The sequence below is a fragment of the Bacillus sp. FJAT-42315 genome (genome assembly GCF_002797375.1).
Lineage (GTDB): Bacteria > Bacillota > Bacilli > Bacillales > Domibacillaceae > Bacillus_CE.
The window spans coordinates 3,288,425-3,305,924 of sequence record NZ_KZ454941.1 but is presented as its reverse complement, the minus strand read 5'-3'; the positions used below and the strand labels follow the sequence as shown (position 1 = coordinate 3,305,924).

The window sequence follows — 17,500 nt, the reverse complement described above, 5'->3', positions numbered from 1 at the left end:
CCGGAAGGGGAGTGAAATAGATCCTGAAACCGTGTGCCTACAAGTAGTTAGAGCCCGTTAATGGGTGATAGCGTGCCTTTTGTAGAATGAACCGGCGAGTTACGATTTCATGCAAGGTTAAGTCAGAAAGACGGAGCCGCAGCGAAAGCGAGTCTGAATAGGGCGAATGAGTATGAGGTCGTAGACCCGAAACCAGGTGATCTACCCATGTCCAGGGTGAAGGTAAGGTAACACTTACTGGAGGCCCGAACCCACGCACGTTGAAAAGTGCGGGGATGAGGTGTGGGTAGCGGTGAAATTCCAATCGAACCTGGAGATAGCTGGTTCTCTCCGAAATAGCTTTAGGGCTAGCCTCAAGGGAAGAGTTTTGGAGGTAGAGCACTGTTTGGACTAGGGGCCCCCATCGGGTTACCGAATTCAGACAAACTCCGAATGCCAAAAACTTATCCTTGGGAGTCAGACTGCGAGTGATAAGATCCGTAGTCAAGAGGGAAACAGCCCAGACCACCAGCTAAGGTCCCAAAGTATACGTTAAGTGGAAAAGGATGTGGAGTTGCTTAGACAACCAGGATGTTGGCTTAGAAGCAGCCACCATTTAAAGAGTGCGTAATAGCTCACTGGTCGAGTGACTCTGCGCCGAAAATGTACCGGGGCTAAACGTATCACCGAAGCTGTGGATTGACATCTTAGATGTCAGTGGTAGGAGAGCGTTCTAAGGGCTGTGAAGCTAGACCGTAAGGACTGGTGGAGCGCTTAGAAGTGAGAATGCCGGTATGAGTAGCGAAAGAAGGGTGAGAATCCCTTCCACCGAATGCCTAAGGTTTCCTGAGGAAGGCTCGTCCTCTCAGGGTTAGTCGGGACCTAAGCCGAGGCCGATAGGCGTAGGCGATGGACAACAGGTTGATATTCCTGTACCACCTATTTACCATTTGAGCAATGGGGGGACGCAGGAGGATAGGGTAAGCGCGCGAATGGAAATGCGCGTCCAAGCAGTTAGGCCGATGACGAGGCAAATCCCGTCATCATCAAGGCGGAGCTGTGACGGCGAGGGAAATATAGTACCGAAGTTCCTGATTCCACACTGCCAAGAAAAGCCTCTAGCGAGGTAAAAGGTGCCCGTACCGCAAACCGACACAGGTAGGCGAGGAGAGAATCCTAAGGTGAGCGAGTGAACTCTCGTTAAGGAACTCGGCAAAATGACCCCGTAACTTCGGGAGAAGGGGTGCTCTTTGGGGTGAATAGCCCCGAGGAGCCGCAGTGAATAGGCCCAGGCGACTGTTTAGCAAAAACACAGGTCTCTGCGAAGCCGCAAGGCGAAGTATAGGGGCTGACGCCTGCCCGGTGCTGGAAGGTTAAGGGGAGCGCTTAGCGTAAGCGAAGGTGTGAACCGAAGCCCCAGTAAACGGCGGCCGTAACTATAACGGTCCTAAGGTAGCGAAATTCCTTGTCGGGTAAGTTCCGACCCGCACGAAAGGCGTAACGATCTGGGCACTGTCTCAACGAGAGACTCGGTGAAATTATAGTACCTGTGAAGATGCAGGTTACCCGCGACAGGACGGAAAGACCCCGTGGAGCTTTACTGTAGCCTGATATTGAATTTTGGCACAGCTTGTACAGGATAGGTAGGAGCCTTTGAAGCGTGAGCGCCAGCTTACGTGGAGGCGTTGGTGGGATACTACCCTGGCTGTGTTGAACTTCTAACCCGCACCCCTGATCGGGGTGGGAGACAGTGTCAGGCGGGCAGTTTGACTGGGGCGGTCGCCTCCTAAAAAGTAACGGAGGCGCCCAAAGGTTCCCTCAGAATGGTTGGAAATCATTCGCAGAGTGTAAAGGCACAAGGGAGCTTGACTGCGAGACCTACAAGTCGAGCAGGGACGAAAGTCGGGCTTAGTGATCCGGTGGTTCCGCATGGAAGGGCCATCGCTCAACGGATAAAAGCTACCCCGGGGATAACAGGCTTATCTCCCCCAAGAGTCCACATCGACGGGGAGGTTTGGCACCTCGATGTCGGCTCATCGCATCCTGGGGCTGTAGTCGGTCCCAAGGGTTGGGCTGTTCGCCCATTAAAGCGGTACGCGAGCTGGGTTCAGAACGTCGTGAGACAGTTCGGTCCCTATCCGTCGCGGGCGCAGGAAATTTGAGAGGAGCTGTCCTTAGTACGAGAGGACCGGGATGGACGCACCGCTGGTGTACCAGTTGTCTTGCCAAAGGCATCGCTGGGTAGCTATGTGCGGACGGGATAAGTGCTGAAAGCATCTAAGCATGAAGCCCCCCTCAAGATGAGATTTCCCATAGCGCAAGCTAGTAAGATCCCTGAAAGATGATCAGGTAGATAGGTTCGAGGTGGAAGCGTGGCGACACGTGGAGCTGACGAATACTAATCGATCGAGGACTTAACCAATAAAGCAGAGGCGACTGTCAGACATGACAAGCAAATGTTCTGGCGCTGTAAAGACGTTAGTCTTGTAAGCGACAGGTTATTTGACTCGAATGTCTAGGAGCCGGAGCTAGAAATAGATACACCAATAGGCGATTTGCAAGGTTACAATACTTATTATCCAGTTTTGAAAGAACAAATTTTATAACAAAAAAACTGTTGCAAAACAAAAGTATTTTGTTATAATAAAATTTGTCTTAAATAGTCTGGTGGCGATAGCGAAGAGGTCACACCCGTTCCCATACCGAACACGGAAGTTAAGCTCTTCAGCGCCGATGGTAGTTGGGGGTTTCCCCCTGTGAGAGTAGGACGTTGCCAGGCATAAATAAAAGAAGCATTTCAAAAGAAAATTTTTGGAATGCTTCTTTTTTGTTCGTAAAAAGTGGATCTTCTTTTTTCTAAAATTAAATTATGGTACGCTTAAACTAAAAACATCAGGGAAGCAGCTTATACCCCAGATTGAAGGGAGATCAATATGTTAGAAAATAGCTTATTTATGGTAGCCATTATTTTAATTATTAACGTCGTCTATGTGTCCTTCTTTACGATTCGTATGATTTTGACGTTAAAGGGTTATCGTTATCTTGCGGCATTTGTCAGCATGATTGAGATCATCATTTATATTACTGGATTAGGATTGGTTCTAGATAATTTGAATGAGATTCAAAATGTCATCGCTTATGCGGTTGGATATGGCCTTGGAGTTATTGTTGGCATGAAGTTAGAGGAGAAGCTAGCACTTGGCTATATTACAGTGAATGTGATCACGAAAGAATATGATAAAGATTTACCGAAAGCTCTTCGTGCAGAAGGATATGGTGTGACGAGCTGGGCGGCAAATGGCTTGGAAGGAGAACGAATGTCTTTACAAATATTAACACCGAGAAAATATGAATTAAAATTGTATACGAAAATTAAAGAGTTAGATCCAAAAGCTTTTATCATCGCTTATGAACCAAAAACGATTCATGGTGGGTTCTGGGTGAAAAATGTAAGAAGAGGGAAGTTGTCAGAATGAGCAAAAAAAAGAAATTTTATGTGGAACAGAATGAAACCATTGATCAATGTTTAGAGAGAATGAAGAAAGAGGGATATGTTCCTGTCAGAAGAATGGAGCAGCCAGTGTTTAAAGAAGAAGTCATCAATGGGCAAAAAAAATACACCCCTATTGGTCAAGAAATTGTGTTTGAGGGGATATTAATACCTTAAAACACGAACATTATAAAATGCATTAAAATAATTGTTCGATTTTTTATTGACAATATGCTTTTTGACTTGTTAAGATGAAGATGAAGAAAACGAAGCCTCATATAATAGTGGGAATATGGCCTACAAGTTTCTACCCGATTACCGTAAATGATTGGACTATGGGGAAAGCATAAATTTATCTGGATCATTTTCATGTTTAACGAGTCTTTATTTACCCAGATGAGTTGCTTTCTCTTGATTAAAAGAGGGGTAACCATCTGGGTTTTTATTTTTAAAATTGAATCGAACGTGGAGGTAAAATCATGTCAGTTGACGTTGGCGTTATTATGGGGAGCACCTCAGATTGGGACACAATGAAGCATGCATGCGACATGTTAGATGAATTGCAAGTGTCTTACGAGAAAAAGGTAGTATCTGCTCATCGCACACCAGATCTTATGTTTGATTATGCGGAGAAGGCGAGAGAGAGAGGAATTAAGGTCATTATTGCAGGAGCGGGTGGAGCTGCTCATCTTCCAGGGATGGTTGCTTCTAAAACAACGCTTCCTGTAATCGGTGTACCGGTCCAATCAAAAGCTTTGAACGGATTAGATTCTTTATTATCGATTGTGCAAATGCCAGGAGGAGTTCCTGTAGCGACTGTCGCTATTGGCAAGGCAGGAGCAACGAATGCCGGCTTGCTAGCTGCCGAGATTTTATCAATTACGAATGAGGAATTAGCTGATCGTTTACAAAAAAGACGTGACGCTTTAAGAGAAACTGTGATGGAAAGTAGTGATCAGCTTGGCTAGAGCGATAATAAAGCCCGGTCAGACAATAGGTATCATTGGTGGAGGACAATTAGGACGAATGATGGCTTTGGCGGCAAAGGAAGCAGGCTTCAAAATTGCCGTACTTGAGCCGGGAGAGAATTCACCTTGTGGACAAGTTGCTGACATTGAAATAAATGCTTCTTACGATGATCAAGAAGCACTTGAGCGTTTAGCTGAAGTGAGTGACGTGATTACGTACGAATTTGAAAATATAGATTACGATGGTTTGAAGAAACTTCAAGAAAAAGCTTTTCTTCCGCAAGGAGCAGAATTGATTAGAATTACGCAAAATAGAGTAGCAGAAAAAGACGCTATTACAAAAGCTGGAGTCCCTGTTGCTCCTTATGCGGTAATCAACGAAACGAGCGAAATTTATGATAATATAAGTAAGCTCGGATATCCTGCCGTATTGAAAACAGCACGCGGTGGTTACGATGGGAAAGGCCAATTTGTGATCAAAGAATCCGCTCAAATTGAAGAAGCGGCTAAGCTTTTGGAGCATGGTGAATGCGTCCTTGAACAGTGGATCCCTTTTGACAAAGAAGTTTCAGTTATTGTTCAGCGAAATATTGTCGGAGAGACTAGTTACTTTCCAGTTGGAGAAAATATTCATAAGGACAATATTCTACACGAAACGATTGTACCTGCTAGAGTGTCTAATGAAGTAGCACAAGCAGCTATTCAAGCGGCTGAGAAAATTGCAGAAGCCGTTTCGCTCGTGGGAACGCTGGCTGTTGAAATGTTTGTCGGTCAAAATGGAGAGATCTACATTAATGAGCTAGCACCAAGGCCACATAATTCCGGACATTATACGATTGAAGCGTGTGATATTTCGCAATTCGGCCAACACATTCGTGCGATTTGCAACTGGCCGCTGAAGAAGCCACAATTGCTGAAGCCTGCTGTGATGGTCAATGTGTTAGGTGAGCATCTTGAAGGTGTGTTAAACGGCTTAGTCGAATATCCAGAATGGTCGACTCATTTATACGGAAAAGCAGAAGCAAAGGTCAAAAGAAAGATGGGTCATATTACGATCTTAACCGATGAACTGAATGAAGTGCTGGATCAGTTAGATGCGAGCGGAATCTGGAGTAGCAACGAAGAAATGATCGGAGGACAAAAGAAATGATCGAACGTTATACTCGACCTGAAATGGGTGCTATTTGGACGGAGGAAAATCGCTTTAAAGCATGGCTAGAAGTAGAAATTTTAGCTTGTGAAGCTTGGGCTGAGCTTGGCGATATCCCGAAAGAAGATGTACAAAAAATTCGTGAAAACGCAAGCTTTGATATTCAGCGTATTCAAGAGATTGAAGCAGAAACGCGTCATGATGTAGTCGCTTTTACTCGTGCCGTATCAGAAACGCTTGGAGAAGAGCGTAAGTGGGTACATTACGGTCTGACTTCTACGGATGTAGTGGACACGGCTCTATCTTATTTGTTAAAGCAAGCGAATGATATTTTACGCAAAGATTTAGAGAACTTTGTAGAGATTCTTCGCAATAAAGCGAAAGAGCATAAACATACGGTGATGATGGGACGTACACATGGTGTGCATGCGGAACCAACAACTTTCGGCTTGAAGCTTGCCCTTTGGTATGAAGAAATGAAGCGTAATCTTGAGCGTTTCAATCAAGCGGCAGAAGGCGTAGAATACGGAAAAATTTCTGGTGCGGTTGGTACATATGCCAATATCAATCCATTTGTTGAAGAGTATGTATGCAATAAGCTTGGGACAAAGCCAGCACCGATTTCTACTCAAACATTACAGCGTGATCGCCATGCGCACTATATGAGTACAATCGCTTTAATTGCGACATCGATTGAAAAGTTTGCGGTAGAAATTCGCGGATTACAAAAGAGTGAAACGCGTGAAGTGGAAGAGTTCTTTGCGAAAGGGCAAAAGGGTTCATCCGCAATGCCGCATAAACGTAATCCAATCGGTTCAGAAAATATGACAGGTTTGGCTCGCGTTATTCGCGGACATATGCTGACTGCTTATGAAAATGTGCCACTTTGGCATGAACGTGATATTTCACACTCTTCTGCGGAGCGCATCATCCTTCCAGACGCAACGATTGCCTTAAATTATATGCTTAACCGCTTCGGAAACATCGTGAAAAACTTAACGGTATTCCCAGAAAACATGAAGCGTAACATGGATCGTACATTAGGTCTTATCTATTCTCAACGAGTGTTGTTAGCTCTTATTGATAAAGGCATGGTACGTGAAGAAGCATATGATACGGTACAGCCGAAAGCGATGGAAGCATGGGAAACACAAGTACTATTCCGCACGTTAGTGGAAGCAGATGAAAAGATTACATCGAAGCTATCTCAAGAAGAAATTGCCGACTGTTTTGACTATAACTATCACTTAAAACATGTCGATACAATTTTCACTCGTCTTGGGCTTGATAAGTAAATAACGGAAGTGTGCGGGGCCAATCCGCACCTTCTCTAATATTTAATGACTGAAGATTGCTAATTTTCCTTAACGGGGGGAGTAATAATGGAAAAAGGCTCAATGCTTTACGAAGGAAAAGCGAAACGAATTTATGCAACGAAGAATGAAGATATTGTATTGATCGAATACAAGGACTCAGCAACTGCTTTTAATGGGGAAAAGAAAGCGGAAATTTCCGGGAAAGGCAGATTGAACAATGAAATCAGCAGCTTAATCTTTTTAAAGCTTAAAGAGCTTGGTATTCCTTCTCATTTTATTGAGCAGCTTTCAGAGCATGAGCAGCTTGTCAAACATGTACAAATTATTCCGCTTGAAGTGGTTGTTCGTAACAAAGCAGCAGGAAGCTTGGCGAAGCGTCTTGGTTTTGAAGAAGGAACACAATTCGCTAAACCGTTAGTTGAGTTTTACTACAAGAAAGACGAGCTAGGCGATCCACTTTTAACCGATGACCACATTCAGTTATTACAGGTTGCGACTGAAGCGGAAGTGGCAGTGATGAAAGAACAAGCCTTAAAAATTAATGAAGCACTTATCCCTTTATTTGCTGAAATGGACATCGAATTGATCGACTTTAAAGTTGAATTTGGGAAAGATCATGATGGACAAATTATGCTAGCGGATGAAATTTCACCAGATACTTGTCGTTTGTGGGAAAAAAATACAAACCGTAAACTAGACAAAGATGTATTTCGTCGCGATTTAGGAAATTTAATTGAAGCTTATACCGAGGTATTCGAGAGACTAGGAGGAAATTCAACATGTTCAAAGTAAAAGTATACGTAACGTTAAGAGAAAGTGTATTAGATCCACAAGGAAAAGCAGTACAACAATCATTAACGAGCCTTGGCTACCAAGGTGTAGAAGATGTTCGCATCGGAAAGTATATGGAATTAACAATTGATGGCTCCAACCCGGATGTAGAAGGCACAGTGAAGGAAGTGTGTGAAAAGCTTCTATCGAATCCTGTCATCGAAGACTACCGATATGAGATTGAGGAGTGTGTTGGTCAGTGAAATTCGCGGTGATTGTATTCCCAGGTTCTAACTGTGATATTGACATGTTCCACGCAATTAAAGATGAGCTAGGGGAAAATGTGGACTATATTTGGCATGATGCTGATGATCTGAGCGCTTATGATGGCATTTTATTACCTGGTGGCTTCTCATACGGAGATTACCTTCGTTCAGGAGCAATTGCTCACCTTTCAAAGGTCATGAACGAAGTGAAGAAAGCAGCCGAAGCTGGAAAACCGATTTTAGGTGTATGTAATGGTTTCCAAATTTTATTAGAGTCTGGCTTATTACCAGGTGCGATGCTTCGCAATAAAGATTTAAAATTTATTTGTGGCCCAACTGTGTTACAAGTAGAAAACACTGAAACGATGTTTTCTTCCATGTATGAAAAGGGCGAAGAAATTACGATCCCAATTGCTCATGGAGAAGGAAACTACTACTGTGATGAGCAAACGTTAGAAACATTAAAAGCAAATAATCAAATTGTGTTCACTTATAAAGAAAATGTGAATGGCAGTCTAGAAAATATTGCAGGTATTGTCAATGAACAAGGAAATGTTCTTGGCATGATGCCGCATCCAGAGCGTGCTGTAGACGAGTTACTAGGCAGCGCGGACGGTTTAAAATTATTTCAATCAATTGTGAAACATTGGAGGGAATCCCATGTCGTTAATGCTTGAGCCAAATGCAGCCCAAATTAAAGAAGAAAAAATCTATCGTGAAATGGGTTTAACAGATGAAGAGTTTACGAAAGTGGAACAGATTTTAGGACGTACACCTAATTACACAGAAACAGGTTTATTCTCTGTTATGTGGTCTGAGCACTGCAGTTATAAAAACTCTAAGCCTGTGCTTCGTAAGTTCCCAACTTCCGGTGAAAAAGTTCTTCAAGGACCTGGTGAAGGAGCGGGTATTGTCGATATTGGCGATGAACAAGCCGTTGTTTTCAAAATTGAAAGTCACAATCACCCATCTGCGATTGAACCATATCAAGGAGCAGCTACAGGTGTCGGCGGAATCATTCGTGATGTTTTCTCGATGGGAGCTCGCCCAGTAGCACTATTAAACTCTCTTCGTTTCGGTGAGTTAAAAACGAGCCGTGTGAAATACTTATTTGAAGAAGTCGTAGCAGGTATTGCAGGTTACGGGAACTGTATCGGCATTCCAACAGTAGGTGGCGAAGTCCAGTTTGATAATTCTTATGAAGGCAACCCACTAGTTAATGCGATGTGTGTTGGCTTAATCGATCATAAAGATATTAAAAAGGGCCAAGCAAAAGGTGTTGGCAACACAGTAATGTATGTCGGTGCAAAAACGGGCCGCGACGGTATTCATGGAGCAACATTTGCTTCTGAAGAGTTGAGTGAAGGGTCTGATGAAAAACGCCCAGCAGTGCAAGTTGGCGATCCGTTTATGGAAAAGCTATTGATTGAAGCTTGTTTAGAACTGATTCAAAACGATGCACTTGTTGGTATTCAAGATATGGGTGCCGCTGGATTAACAAGTTCTTCGGCTGAAATGGCTAGTAAAGCTGGTTCCGGTATTGAAATGAACATGGATCTTGTTCCTCAGCGTGAAATAGGCATGACACCTTACGAAATGATGCTTTCTGAATCTCAAGAACGCATGTTGATCGTTGTTAAAAAAGGTCGAGAAAAAGAAATTGAAGATTTATTTGCTAAATACGACCTTGAAGCGGAATCTATTGGTCGAGTAACAGATGATGGCATGCTTCGTTTGTTGCATAAAGGAGAAGTGGTAGCAGAGGTCCCGGCTGATGCGTTAGCAGAAGATGCACCAGTGTACTATAAGCCTTCTTCTGAGCCAGCTTATTACCGTGAGTTTCAGGAAATGGATGAGATCGTTCCTGAAGTGACAAATTATAAAGAGACATTGCTTCAACTTCTTTCTCAACCAACGATTGCGAGCAAAGAGTGGGTGTACGGACAATATGACTATCAAGTACGTACGAATACAGTTGTATCACCTGGATCAGACGCAGCAGTCATCCGTGTTCGCGACACAGAGAAAGCATTAGCAATGACGACAGACTGTAACTCACGCTATATCTACCTTGATCCAGAAACAGGCGGGAAAATTGCCGTAGCAGAAGCGGCGCGCAATATCGTTTGTTCCGGCGGGGAGCCTTTAGCAATTACAGACTGCTTAAACTTCGGAAATCCAGAAAAACCAGAAATTTTCTGGCAGTTAGAAAAAGCAACAGATGGAATGAGTGAAGCGTGCCGCGTGTTACACACACCGGTTATTGGCGGAAACGTTTCTTTATATAATGAAACAAACGGAGTCGCGGTTTATCCAACGCCGGTTGTTGGAATGGTTGGTTTAATTAAAGACTTGTCTCATATTACAACACAAACTTTCAAACAAGCGGGCGATTTCATTTACGTGATCGGAGAAACAGAGGCAGAATTTGGCGGAAGTGAACTTCAAAAATTGCATAACGACGGCAATGTGTTTGGAAAAGCACCGAAGCTAGATTTAGCGGTAGAAGAAATGCGTCAAAAAGCCTTACTTCAAGCTATTCAACAAGGAACAATTCAATCTGCACATGACATGGCAGAAGGTGGATTTGCTGTCGCTTTAGCGGAAAAGGCGTTCCGTACAGGTCTTGGAGCAGAAGTAACAGTTGAAGGAAATGAAATAGCCGCTCTATTTAGTGAAACGCAATCACGTTTTATTGTGACAGTTTCTAAAGAGAATCGTGAGGCATTTGAAGCGATCATTCCAGAAGCTAAGTTGATTGGAGAAGTAACAACAGCAGCTAACTTGACGATTAAGCATAACAACGAAGCAATCATTCAAGCGGAGGTTGGTGAGCTTGAAGCTGCTTGGAGAGGAGCGATCCCATGCTTGCTGAAATCAGAGGATTAAACGAAGAGTGTGGTGTATTTGGGGTTTGGGGGCATGAAGATGCTTCCCAAATCACTTATTATGGCTTACAAAGCTTGCAGCATCGTGGCCAAGAAGGCGCTGGTGTCGTTATAACAGATGGTAAGCGACTTCGAGGATTAAAGGGTGAAGGGTTAGTTACCGAAATCTTTACTCAAGAGAAAGTCAATGAGTTGAATGGTACAGGAGCGATCGGTCACGTTCGATATACAACAGCAGGAGGCGGAGGATATGAAAATGTTCAGCCGCTACTGTTTCACTCGCAAACAGATAGCTTAGCTCTTGCTCATAATGGCAACTTAATCAATGCAACAGCACTAAAACACCAATTGGAAGCTCAAGGGAGTATTTTCCAAACAACTTCTGATACTGAAGTACTTGCTCACTTAATTCGTCGTGGCGGATTTGGTGAAATGAAAGATCGTGTAAAAAATGCGCTTTCGATGTTGAAAGGCGCGTATGCTTTCCTTGTCATGACGGAAAAAGAATTAATGGTGGCGCTAGATCCAAATGGATTACGCCCATTATCAATTGGTCAATTAGGGGATGCGTATGTCGTTGCTTCTGAAACATGTGCATTTGATATTGTTGGAGCTAAATTTTTACGTGACGTGGAGCCAGGGGAACTTGTTACTATCAATGAAAATGGTTTACATTCTGAGCGTTTTTCATTAGCGACAAATCAGGCAATTTGCACAATGGAGTACGTGTATTTCTCTCGTCCAGACAGTGATATTCATAAGATTAATGTTCATAGTGCTAGAAAGCGTATGGGCATTCAATTGGCGAAAGAAGCAAAAATTGAAGCAGATGTTATCACAGGTGTTCCAGATTCCAGTATTTCAGCCGCGATCGGTTATGCGGAAGAATCAGGTATTCCATACGAGATGGGCTTAATTAAAAATCGCTATGTCGGTCGGACATTTATTCAACCTTCCCAAGCGCTACGTGAACAAGGAGTAAAGATGAAACTATCTCCTGTTCGTGGAGTCATTGAAGGGAAACGTGTCGTCATGGTTGATGATTCGATTGTTCGCGGAACAACAAGTAAGAGAATTGTGAAGATGCTAAAAGATGCTGGTGCGAAAGAAGTGCATGTGTGCATCAGTTCACCACCGATCAAGAACCCTTGTTATTACGGCATTGATACATCGACACAAGAAGAATTAATTATGGCTCACTATACAGAAGAAGAGCTTAGAGATGAAATTGGAGCTGATTCATTAACGTTTCTAAGTTTGGATGGAATGGTAGAGGCAATTGGTCATGAGAAGCAAAACGATCATTGTGGACAATGTCTCGCTTGTTTTACGGGTCAATACCCGACAGAGATTTATCCGGATACGAAGCATCCGCGTGATAAAGAAATTATGTGTTAAGCAGGAGAGACTGTCCTTGAGGCAGTTTCTCTATGCACTATTTTAAGGGGGAGCAACGAATGGCAAAGGCGTACGAAGCAGCAGGAGTCAATATTGAAGCAGGCTATGAAGCAGTAGAACGGATGAAAAAGCATGTGAAACGGACAAACCGTTCAGGAGTCATGGGGGCGCTTGGAAGCTTTGGCGGCATGTTTGATTTGTCTGCTTTAAATATTAAAGAGCCTGTGTTAGTTTCCGGTACAGATGGAGTGGGCACGAAATTAAAGCTCGCTTTTGGCATGGACCGTCATGATACGATCGGCATTGATTGTGTCGCGATGTGTGTCAACGATGTCATTGTCCAAGGTGCCGAGCCGCTTTATTTCTTAGATTATATTGCGTGCGGAGAAGCGGTTCCTGAGAAGATTGAGCAAATTGTGAAAGGTGTTGCCGACGGATGTGAGCAAGCAGGTTGCGCGCTAATCGGTGGAGAAACAGCGGAAATGCCAGGAATGTACAGCGATGGCGAATATGATATTGCTGGCTACACAACAGGCGTTGTTGAAAAAAGTAAGGTCATTACAGGTGAGAATATTCAAGAAGGCGATGTCATCATCGGGCTTCCATCAAGCGGGTTGCATAGCAATGGATTTTCGTTAGTGCGTAAAATCTTTTTCGATAAACATGATTTTCAATTAACAGATGAAGTAGAAGGCTTAACAGCACCATTAGGGGAAGTGCTGCTAACGCCAACAAGGATTTATGTAAAGCCAGTTCTTGAAGTGTTAAAGAGCTTGCAAGTCAAAGGGATGGCACATATTACAGGTGGCGGATTTATTGAAAACATTCCACGTGCGCTGCCAGCAGGGCTTGGAGCAGAGATTACAGAGGGAACATGGGAGATTCCAGATATTTTTCATGTATTGAAAAAGTATGGAGAACTTGAATACAGCGAAATGTACAATATTTTCAATATGGGCATTGGCTTAGTGATGATCGTATCGGCTGATGAAGAAGAACAGGCAAAACAGCTAATTGAACAAGCAGGGGAGAAAGCTCATACAATTGGCCGCATTATTGCTGGTGAAGGAGTTCAATTCAAGTCATGAGTATGGGGCAAATGAAAAAGATTGCTTTATTTGCTTCTGGAAGCGGAAGTAATGTTCAAGCGATTGTTGATTCGGTTCAAAAAGGGGAAATTCCGGCTGAGGTTGCGATACTTATTTGCGACCAACCGGATGCATATGTGATCAAGCGGGCGGAAAAACTTCAAATTCCAGTGTTTGCTTTTCGAGCGAAGGATTATTCCTCGAAAGCTGAATTTGAACGTGAGATAGTGAACAAGCTTCATGAAGCGAAAGTGGATTATATTTTTCTAGCGGGATATATGCGTTTAATTGGGGAAACGCTACTTAATGCCTATGCAGGGAAAATTGTCAATATTCACCCATCCTTGCTTCCGGCTTTTCCAGGGAAAGATGCGATTGGACAGGCATTTGCCGCTCGCGTCAAAATTACAGGCGTCACCGTACATTTTGTCGATGAAGGCATGGACACAGGACCAATTATTGACCAAGAAAGTGTACGGATTGTCAATGAAGATACGAGAGAATCTTTACAACAGAAAATTCAGCAGGTGGAGCATCAATTGTATCCGAAAGTGATTAGACAGCTTTTAACAAATGCAGCTGAGGAGGAAGTAAAATAATGAAGAAACGCGCGTTAATCAGTGTATCAGATAAAAGTGGCATTGTAGATTTTGCGAAAGAACTTGCAGCTTTAGACATCGAAATCATTTCCACTGGTGGAACGAAAAAAATGCTTGAGGAAGCAAATGTTCCGGTAATGAGTGTAAGTGACGTCACAGGATTTCCTGAAATTTTAGAAGGCCGTGTGAAAACATTACACCCGTTTATTCATGGAGGGCTTCTTGCTAAGCGCGATCAAGCGGATCATGTGAAGCAAATGGAAGAGCAAAATATCGTACCGATTGATATTGTTTGTGTGAATCTTTATCCATTCCAACAAACGATTGCTAAGCCAGATGTGACAGTAGAAGATGCGATTGAGAACATTGATATCGGTGGTCCGACGATGTTGCGTGCGGCAGCGAAAAACCATGACTATGTCACAGTTATTGTTGATGCAGTAGATTACGATACGGTCTTAGCTGAACTAAAAGCTGATGGTGAAACGACGAAAGAAACAAGAAGAAAGCTTGCGGCAAAAGTTTTCCGTCATACAGCTTCTTATGATGCGATGATTGCCAAATACATGACAGAGTTGACTGGTGAAGAACAGCCAGAAACGATGACGTTTACATATGAATTGAAACAATCTCTTCGCTATGGAGAAAACCCACATCAACAAGCTTCTTTCTATCAAGAGCCACTTGGATCTGCTTTTTCTGTTGCTCGTTCTACACAGCTACACGGAAAAGAATTGTCTTATAATAACATTCGTGACACAGATGCTGCGCTACAAATTGTCAAAGAATTTAGTGAGCCAGCAGCTGTTGCGGTGAAGCATATGAATCCATGTGGTGTAGGCGTTGGTACAACGATCGAAGAAGCTTATGATCGCGCGTATGCAGCTGATTCAACATCCATCTTTGGTGGTATTGTGGCTTTAAATCGTCCAGTCGATAAAGCACTAGCTGAAAAGCTTCATGAAATTTTCCTTGAAATTATTGTCGCTCCTGAATTTACAGAAGAAGCGCTTGAAGTATTAACAGCGAAGAAAAATATTCGCTTACTAACGCTTCCATTTGATGGAGAAAAATCAAAAGAAAAAGTATTAACATCCGTTGAAGGTGGATTATTGCTACAAGATTTAGATAATCATTCAATTGAAGATGCAGATATTCGCGTGGCGACTAAGCGTGAACCAACAGAGGAAGAATGGGCAGCGATGAAGCTTGGTTGGAAAGTCGTGAAACATGTGAAATCGAATGCGATTGTTGTGACGAATAACGAGATGACGTTAGGTGTAGGTGCGGGTCAAATGAACCGTGTCGGAGCAGCGAAAATCGCTCTTGAGCAAGCAGGAGAAAAAGCGAAGGGTGCGGCTCTTGCATCAGATGCTTTCTTCCCGATGAATGATACAGTTGAAGCGGCAGCGAAAGCCGGCATTACAGCGATCATCCAGCCTGGAGGCTCGATCCGCGATGAAGACTCTATCAAAAAAGCGGATGAATATGGCATTGCGATGGTCTTCACTGGCGTTAGACATTTTAAACATTAATTTTAAACGGGGTGAACGGAAATGAAGGTACTTGTCATTGGGCGAGGCGGCAGAGAACATGCCATTTGTAAAAAGCTTGCAGAAAGTCCTCAAGTAGAAAAAGTATTTTGTGCACCAGGTAATGCTGGGATTGCTTATGATGCTGAGCTTGTCGCGATTGATGAGATGAGCTTCGAGGAGCTAGCCACATTTGCATTAGAAAACCACGTTGATTTAACGGTAGTAGGACCTGAAAACCCACTGCATGCTGGAATCGTCGATCATCTAGTAGCCAAAGGGCTAAAAGTGTACGGTCCTAATCAAGCAGCGGCTGTACTTGAAGGCAGTAAATCTTTTGCGAAAATGATGATGGAAAAATATAATATTCCAACCGCTCGTTATCAAGCGTTTCATTCTTATGATGAAGCGAAAGCATACATTGAAGAGCAAGGAGCTCCGATCGTCCTAAAAGCGGATGGTCTTGCTGCTGGTAAAGGTGTAACAGTTGCGATGACTTTGGAAGAAGCTCTGACTTCACTTGAAGAAATGATGCTAGATAAAAAGTTTGGTGACGCATCTAGCAAAGTAGTTATCGAGCAATTCCTGCAAGGAGAAGAGTATTCTTTAATGGCATTTGTCAATGGAGAGAATGTTTACCCGATGGAAGCCGCTCAAGATCATAAGCGGGCGTTTGATAATGATGAAGGCCCGAATACGGGTGGTATGGGTGCCTATTCTCCAATCCCTCATATTTCTAAAGAAGTGATCGAGCAATCTGTTCAAGAGATTTTGGTGCCAATTGCTAAAGGAATGGTAGCAGAAGGTCGTTCATTTACAGGGATTATTTTCGCTGGTCTCATGCTAACGGATGAAGGACCAAAAACGATTGAGTTTAACGCTCGATTTGGCGACCCGGAAACACAAGTCGTGCTTCCGCGCTTGCAATCGGACCTTGCTCAAGTATTCCTTGATGTATTAGATGGAAAAAACCCCGAGCTAAAATGGAAGGATGAATCCGTTCTAGGTGTTGTATTAGCAGCAAACGGTTATCCAGAAAGCTATGAAAAAGGCCATCCAATTCAAGGGATGGACAAAGTAGATGCTTCAGCTGTTTTACATGCTGGCACATTCAAAAATGAAGAAGGCGTGATTTGTGCGAATGGTGGCCGTGTTCTCCTTGTCACAGGAAAAGCGCCGACCATTCAACAAGCTCAGCAACAAGCATATGATAATATTAGCTCGATAGAAAAAGATCACTTTTTCTACCGTAAAGATATTGGCAATCGTGCTATTGCGCGCGCTTCTTCTTCGAACGTCTAACATAAACAAAAAGGGTGGCAATTACACTGCCAATAATGATTGCTATGATAAATGACATATCGGTCATATATTCCATGAACATGGTTTTCAACTCCTTTTTAAGGAGGCTGTCTCTAGGGCAGCCTCTTTTTGGTTAGTGCGGATGCTCCAGTCCATACGTCGCTGAACAGCGCCTTCCGCTTTTCGAGTGTCCAGCTCCGCCTCCTAGACACTCGAGTCAAATGCCACCCTGACTGTATGGCTGAAGAACGCCATTTCGTCATTCTGTCATTTGCTTGTCGTGTCTGGACAGTCGGCTCCGCTTTTCGAGTGTCTAGCTCCATGCGCTAGCGACTAGTGTACTTCCGCCATCCTCCTTGCGATAAATCAACATCGATTCACTATCGTTCATCGTGTTTCCTTTATCTCGTGCGGGTGGCTTCAGTCCATACGTCGCTGAACAGCGCCTTCCGCTTTTCGAATTGTCCAGCTGCAGGCGCTAGCGACTAGTGTACTTCCACGCCCCTCCTTGCGATAAGTCAACATCGATTCACTAACGTTCATCGTGTTTCCTTTATCTCGATCGGCTCGTTCCAGTCCATACGTCGCTGAACAGCGCCTTCCGCTTTTCAAATTCACATTTTGTTCAAAAAAAATGTAGTTCTTTAGAGCGTTAAACTGTAAAATGTGTTACGATAATCAATAATTTAATAAATGGAATGATAACTTCCTTTTAGGAGGCTGTATAAATGTTAGAACAAAGATATCGCTGGA

At 43.4% G+C, this 17,500-nt stretch carries 16 protein-coding genes, 2 rRNA genes and 1 riboswitch (1 of these 19 only partly in view); of the genes, 16 read left to right on the top strand and 2 right to left on the bottom strand.

What is annotated here, in order from left to right:
* From CEF22_RS16110 to purD, 16 genes are all read left to right on the top strand, one after another.
* Positions 1 to 2,401 (top strand): 23S ribosomal RNA (locus tag CEF22_RS16110); it begins 532 nt to the left of the window's first position.
* Between the two features lie 241 nt (positions 2,402 to 2,642).
* Positions 2,643 to 2,758: ribosomal RNA gene (rrf, locus tag CEF22_RS16105) — 5S ribosomal RNA — on the top strand.
* 154 nt (positions 2,759 to 2,912) lie between these two features.
* Positions 2,913 to 3,455 (top strand): DUF2179 domain-containing protein, encoded by a 543-nt coding sequence (locus CEF22_RS16100; RefSeq protein ID WP_095477302.1) that lies wholly within the window; start codon positions 2,913 to 2,915, stop codon positions 3,453 to 3,455.
* Positions 3,452 to 3,646, top strand: a complete 195-nt coding sequence (locus tag CEF22_RS16095; RefSeq protein WP_100403667.1) for an NETI motif-containing protein — start codon at positions 3,452 to 3,454, stop codon at positions 3,644 to 3,646. Before CEF22_RS16100 ends, CEF22_RS16095 begins: the two co-directional genes overlap by 4 nt.
* A gap of 77 nt (positions 3,647 to 3,723) precedes the next feature.
* Positions 3,724 to 3,825: riboswitch (purine riboswitch) on the top strand.
* A gap of 123 nt (positions 3,826 to 3,948) precedes the next feature.
* Positions 3,949 to 4,437 (top strand): 5-(carboxyamino)imidazole ribonucleotide mutase, encoded by a 489-nt coding sequence (purE, locus tag CEF22_RS16090; protein ID WP_094836158.1) that lies wholly within the window; start codon positions 3,949 to 3,951, stop codon positions 4,435 to 4,437.
* Positions 4,430 to 5,587, top strand: coding sequence for a 5-(carboxyamino)imidazole ribonucleotide synthase (purK, locus tag CEF22_RS16085; RefSeq protein ID WP_100403666.1), 1,158 nt, complete (start codon positions 4,430 to 4,432; stop codon positions 5,585 to 5,587). Before purE ends, purK begins: the two co-directional genes overlap by 8 nt.
* Positions 5,584 to 6,882, top strand: a complete 1,299-nt coding sequence (purB, locus tag CEF22_RS16080; RefSeq protein ID WP_100403665.1) for an adenylosuccinate lyase — start codon at positions 5,584 to 5,586, stop codon at positions 6,880 to 6,882. Before purK ends, purB begins: the two co-directional genes overlap by 4 nt.
* Before the next feature lie 87 nt (positions 6,883 to 6,969).
* Entirely contained in the window at positions 6,970 to 7,695 is a 726-nt protein-coding gene (gene purC, locus CEF22_RS16075; protein ID WP_095477311.1) for a phosphoribosylaminoimidazolesuccinocarboxamide synthase, read from the top strand.
* Entirely contained in the window at positions 7,683 to 7,937 is a 255-nt protein-coding gene (gene purS / locus CEF22_RS16070; RefSeq protein WP_100403664.1) for a phosphoribosylformylglycinamidine synthase subunit PurS, read from the top strand. The genes purC and purS overlap by 13 nt, the downstream gene beginning before the upstream one ends.
* Entirely contained in the window at positions 7,934 to 8,617 is a 684-nt protein-coding gene (gene purQ / locus CEF22_RS16065; RefSeq protein ID WP_095477315.1) for a phosphoribosylformylglycinamidine synthase subunit PurQ, read from the top strand. Before purS ends, purQ begins: the two co-directional genes overlap by 4 nt.
* A complete protein-coding gene (gene purL / locus CEF22_RS16060; RefSeq protein ID WP_100403663.1) occupies positions 8,601 to 10,829 on the top strand; it encodes a phosphoribosylformylglycinamidine synthase subunit PurL in 2,229 nt (742 codons plus the stop codon). Before purQ ends, purL begins: the two co-directional genes overlap by 17 nt.
* Positions 10,805 to 12,226, top strand: a complete 1,422-nt coding sequence (gene purF, locus CEF22_RS16055) for an amidophosphoribosyltransferase (RefSeq protein ID WP_100403662.1) — start codon at positions 10,805 to 10,807, stop codon at positions 12,224 to 12,226. Before purL ends, purF begins: the two co-directional genes overlap by 25 nt.
* A 59-nt stretch (positions 12,227 to 12,285) precedes the next feature.
* A complete protein-coding gene (purM, locus tag CEF22_RS16050; protein WP_100403661.1) occupies positions 12,286 to 13,314 on the top strand; it encodes a phosphoribosylformylglycinamidine cyclo-ligase in 1,029 nt (342 codons plus the stop codon).
* An 11-nt stretch (positions 13,315 to 13,325) separates the two neighbouring features.
* Entirely contained in the window at positions 13,326 to 13,913 is a 588-nt protein-coding gene (gene purN, locus CEF22_RS16045) for a phosphoribosylglycinamide formyltransferase (RefSeq protein WP_100404047.1), read from the top strand.
* A complete protein-coding gene (gene purH / locus CEF22_RS16040) occupies positions 13,913 to 15,448 on the top strand; it encodes a bifunctional phosphoribosylaminoimidazolecarboxamide formyltransferase/IMP cyclohydrolase (RefSeq protein ID WP_100403660.1) in 1,536 nt (511 codons plus the stop codon). Before purN ends, purH begins: the two co-directional genes overlap by 1 nt.
* A 21-nt stretch (positions 15,449 to 15,469) precedes the next feature.
* On the top strand, positions 15,470 to 16,747 hold the full coding sequence (gene purD / locus CEF22_RS16035; protein WP_100403659.1) for a phosphoribosylamine--glycine ligase: 1,278 nt from the start codon (positions 15,470 to 15,472) through the stop codon (positions 16,745 to 16,747).
* Here purD and CEF22_RS18975 read toward each other — a convergent pair.
* Together CEF22_RS18975 and CEF22_RS18605 are read right to left on the bottom strand one after the other, a co-directional pair.
* Entirely contained in the window at positions 16,716 to 16,805 is a 90-nt protein-coding gene (locus CEF22_RS18975) for an EYxxD motif small membrane protein (RefSeq protein ID WP_332849182.1), read from the bottom strand. The two genes, purD and CEF22_RS18975, sit on opposite strands and share 32 nt — an antisense overlap.
* 362 nt (positions 16,806 to 17,167) lie before the next feature.
* Positions 17,168 to 17,359 carry a hypothetical protein gene (locus CEF22_RS18605; RefSeq protein WP_157843254.1) on the bottom strand — a complete coding sequence of 64 codons (192 nt, stop codon included), beginning with the start codon at positions 17,357 to 17,359 and terminating at the stop codon, positions 17,168 to 17,170.
* Positions 17,360 to 17,500: the final 141 nt, after the last annotated feature.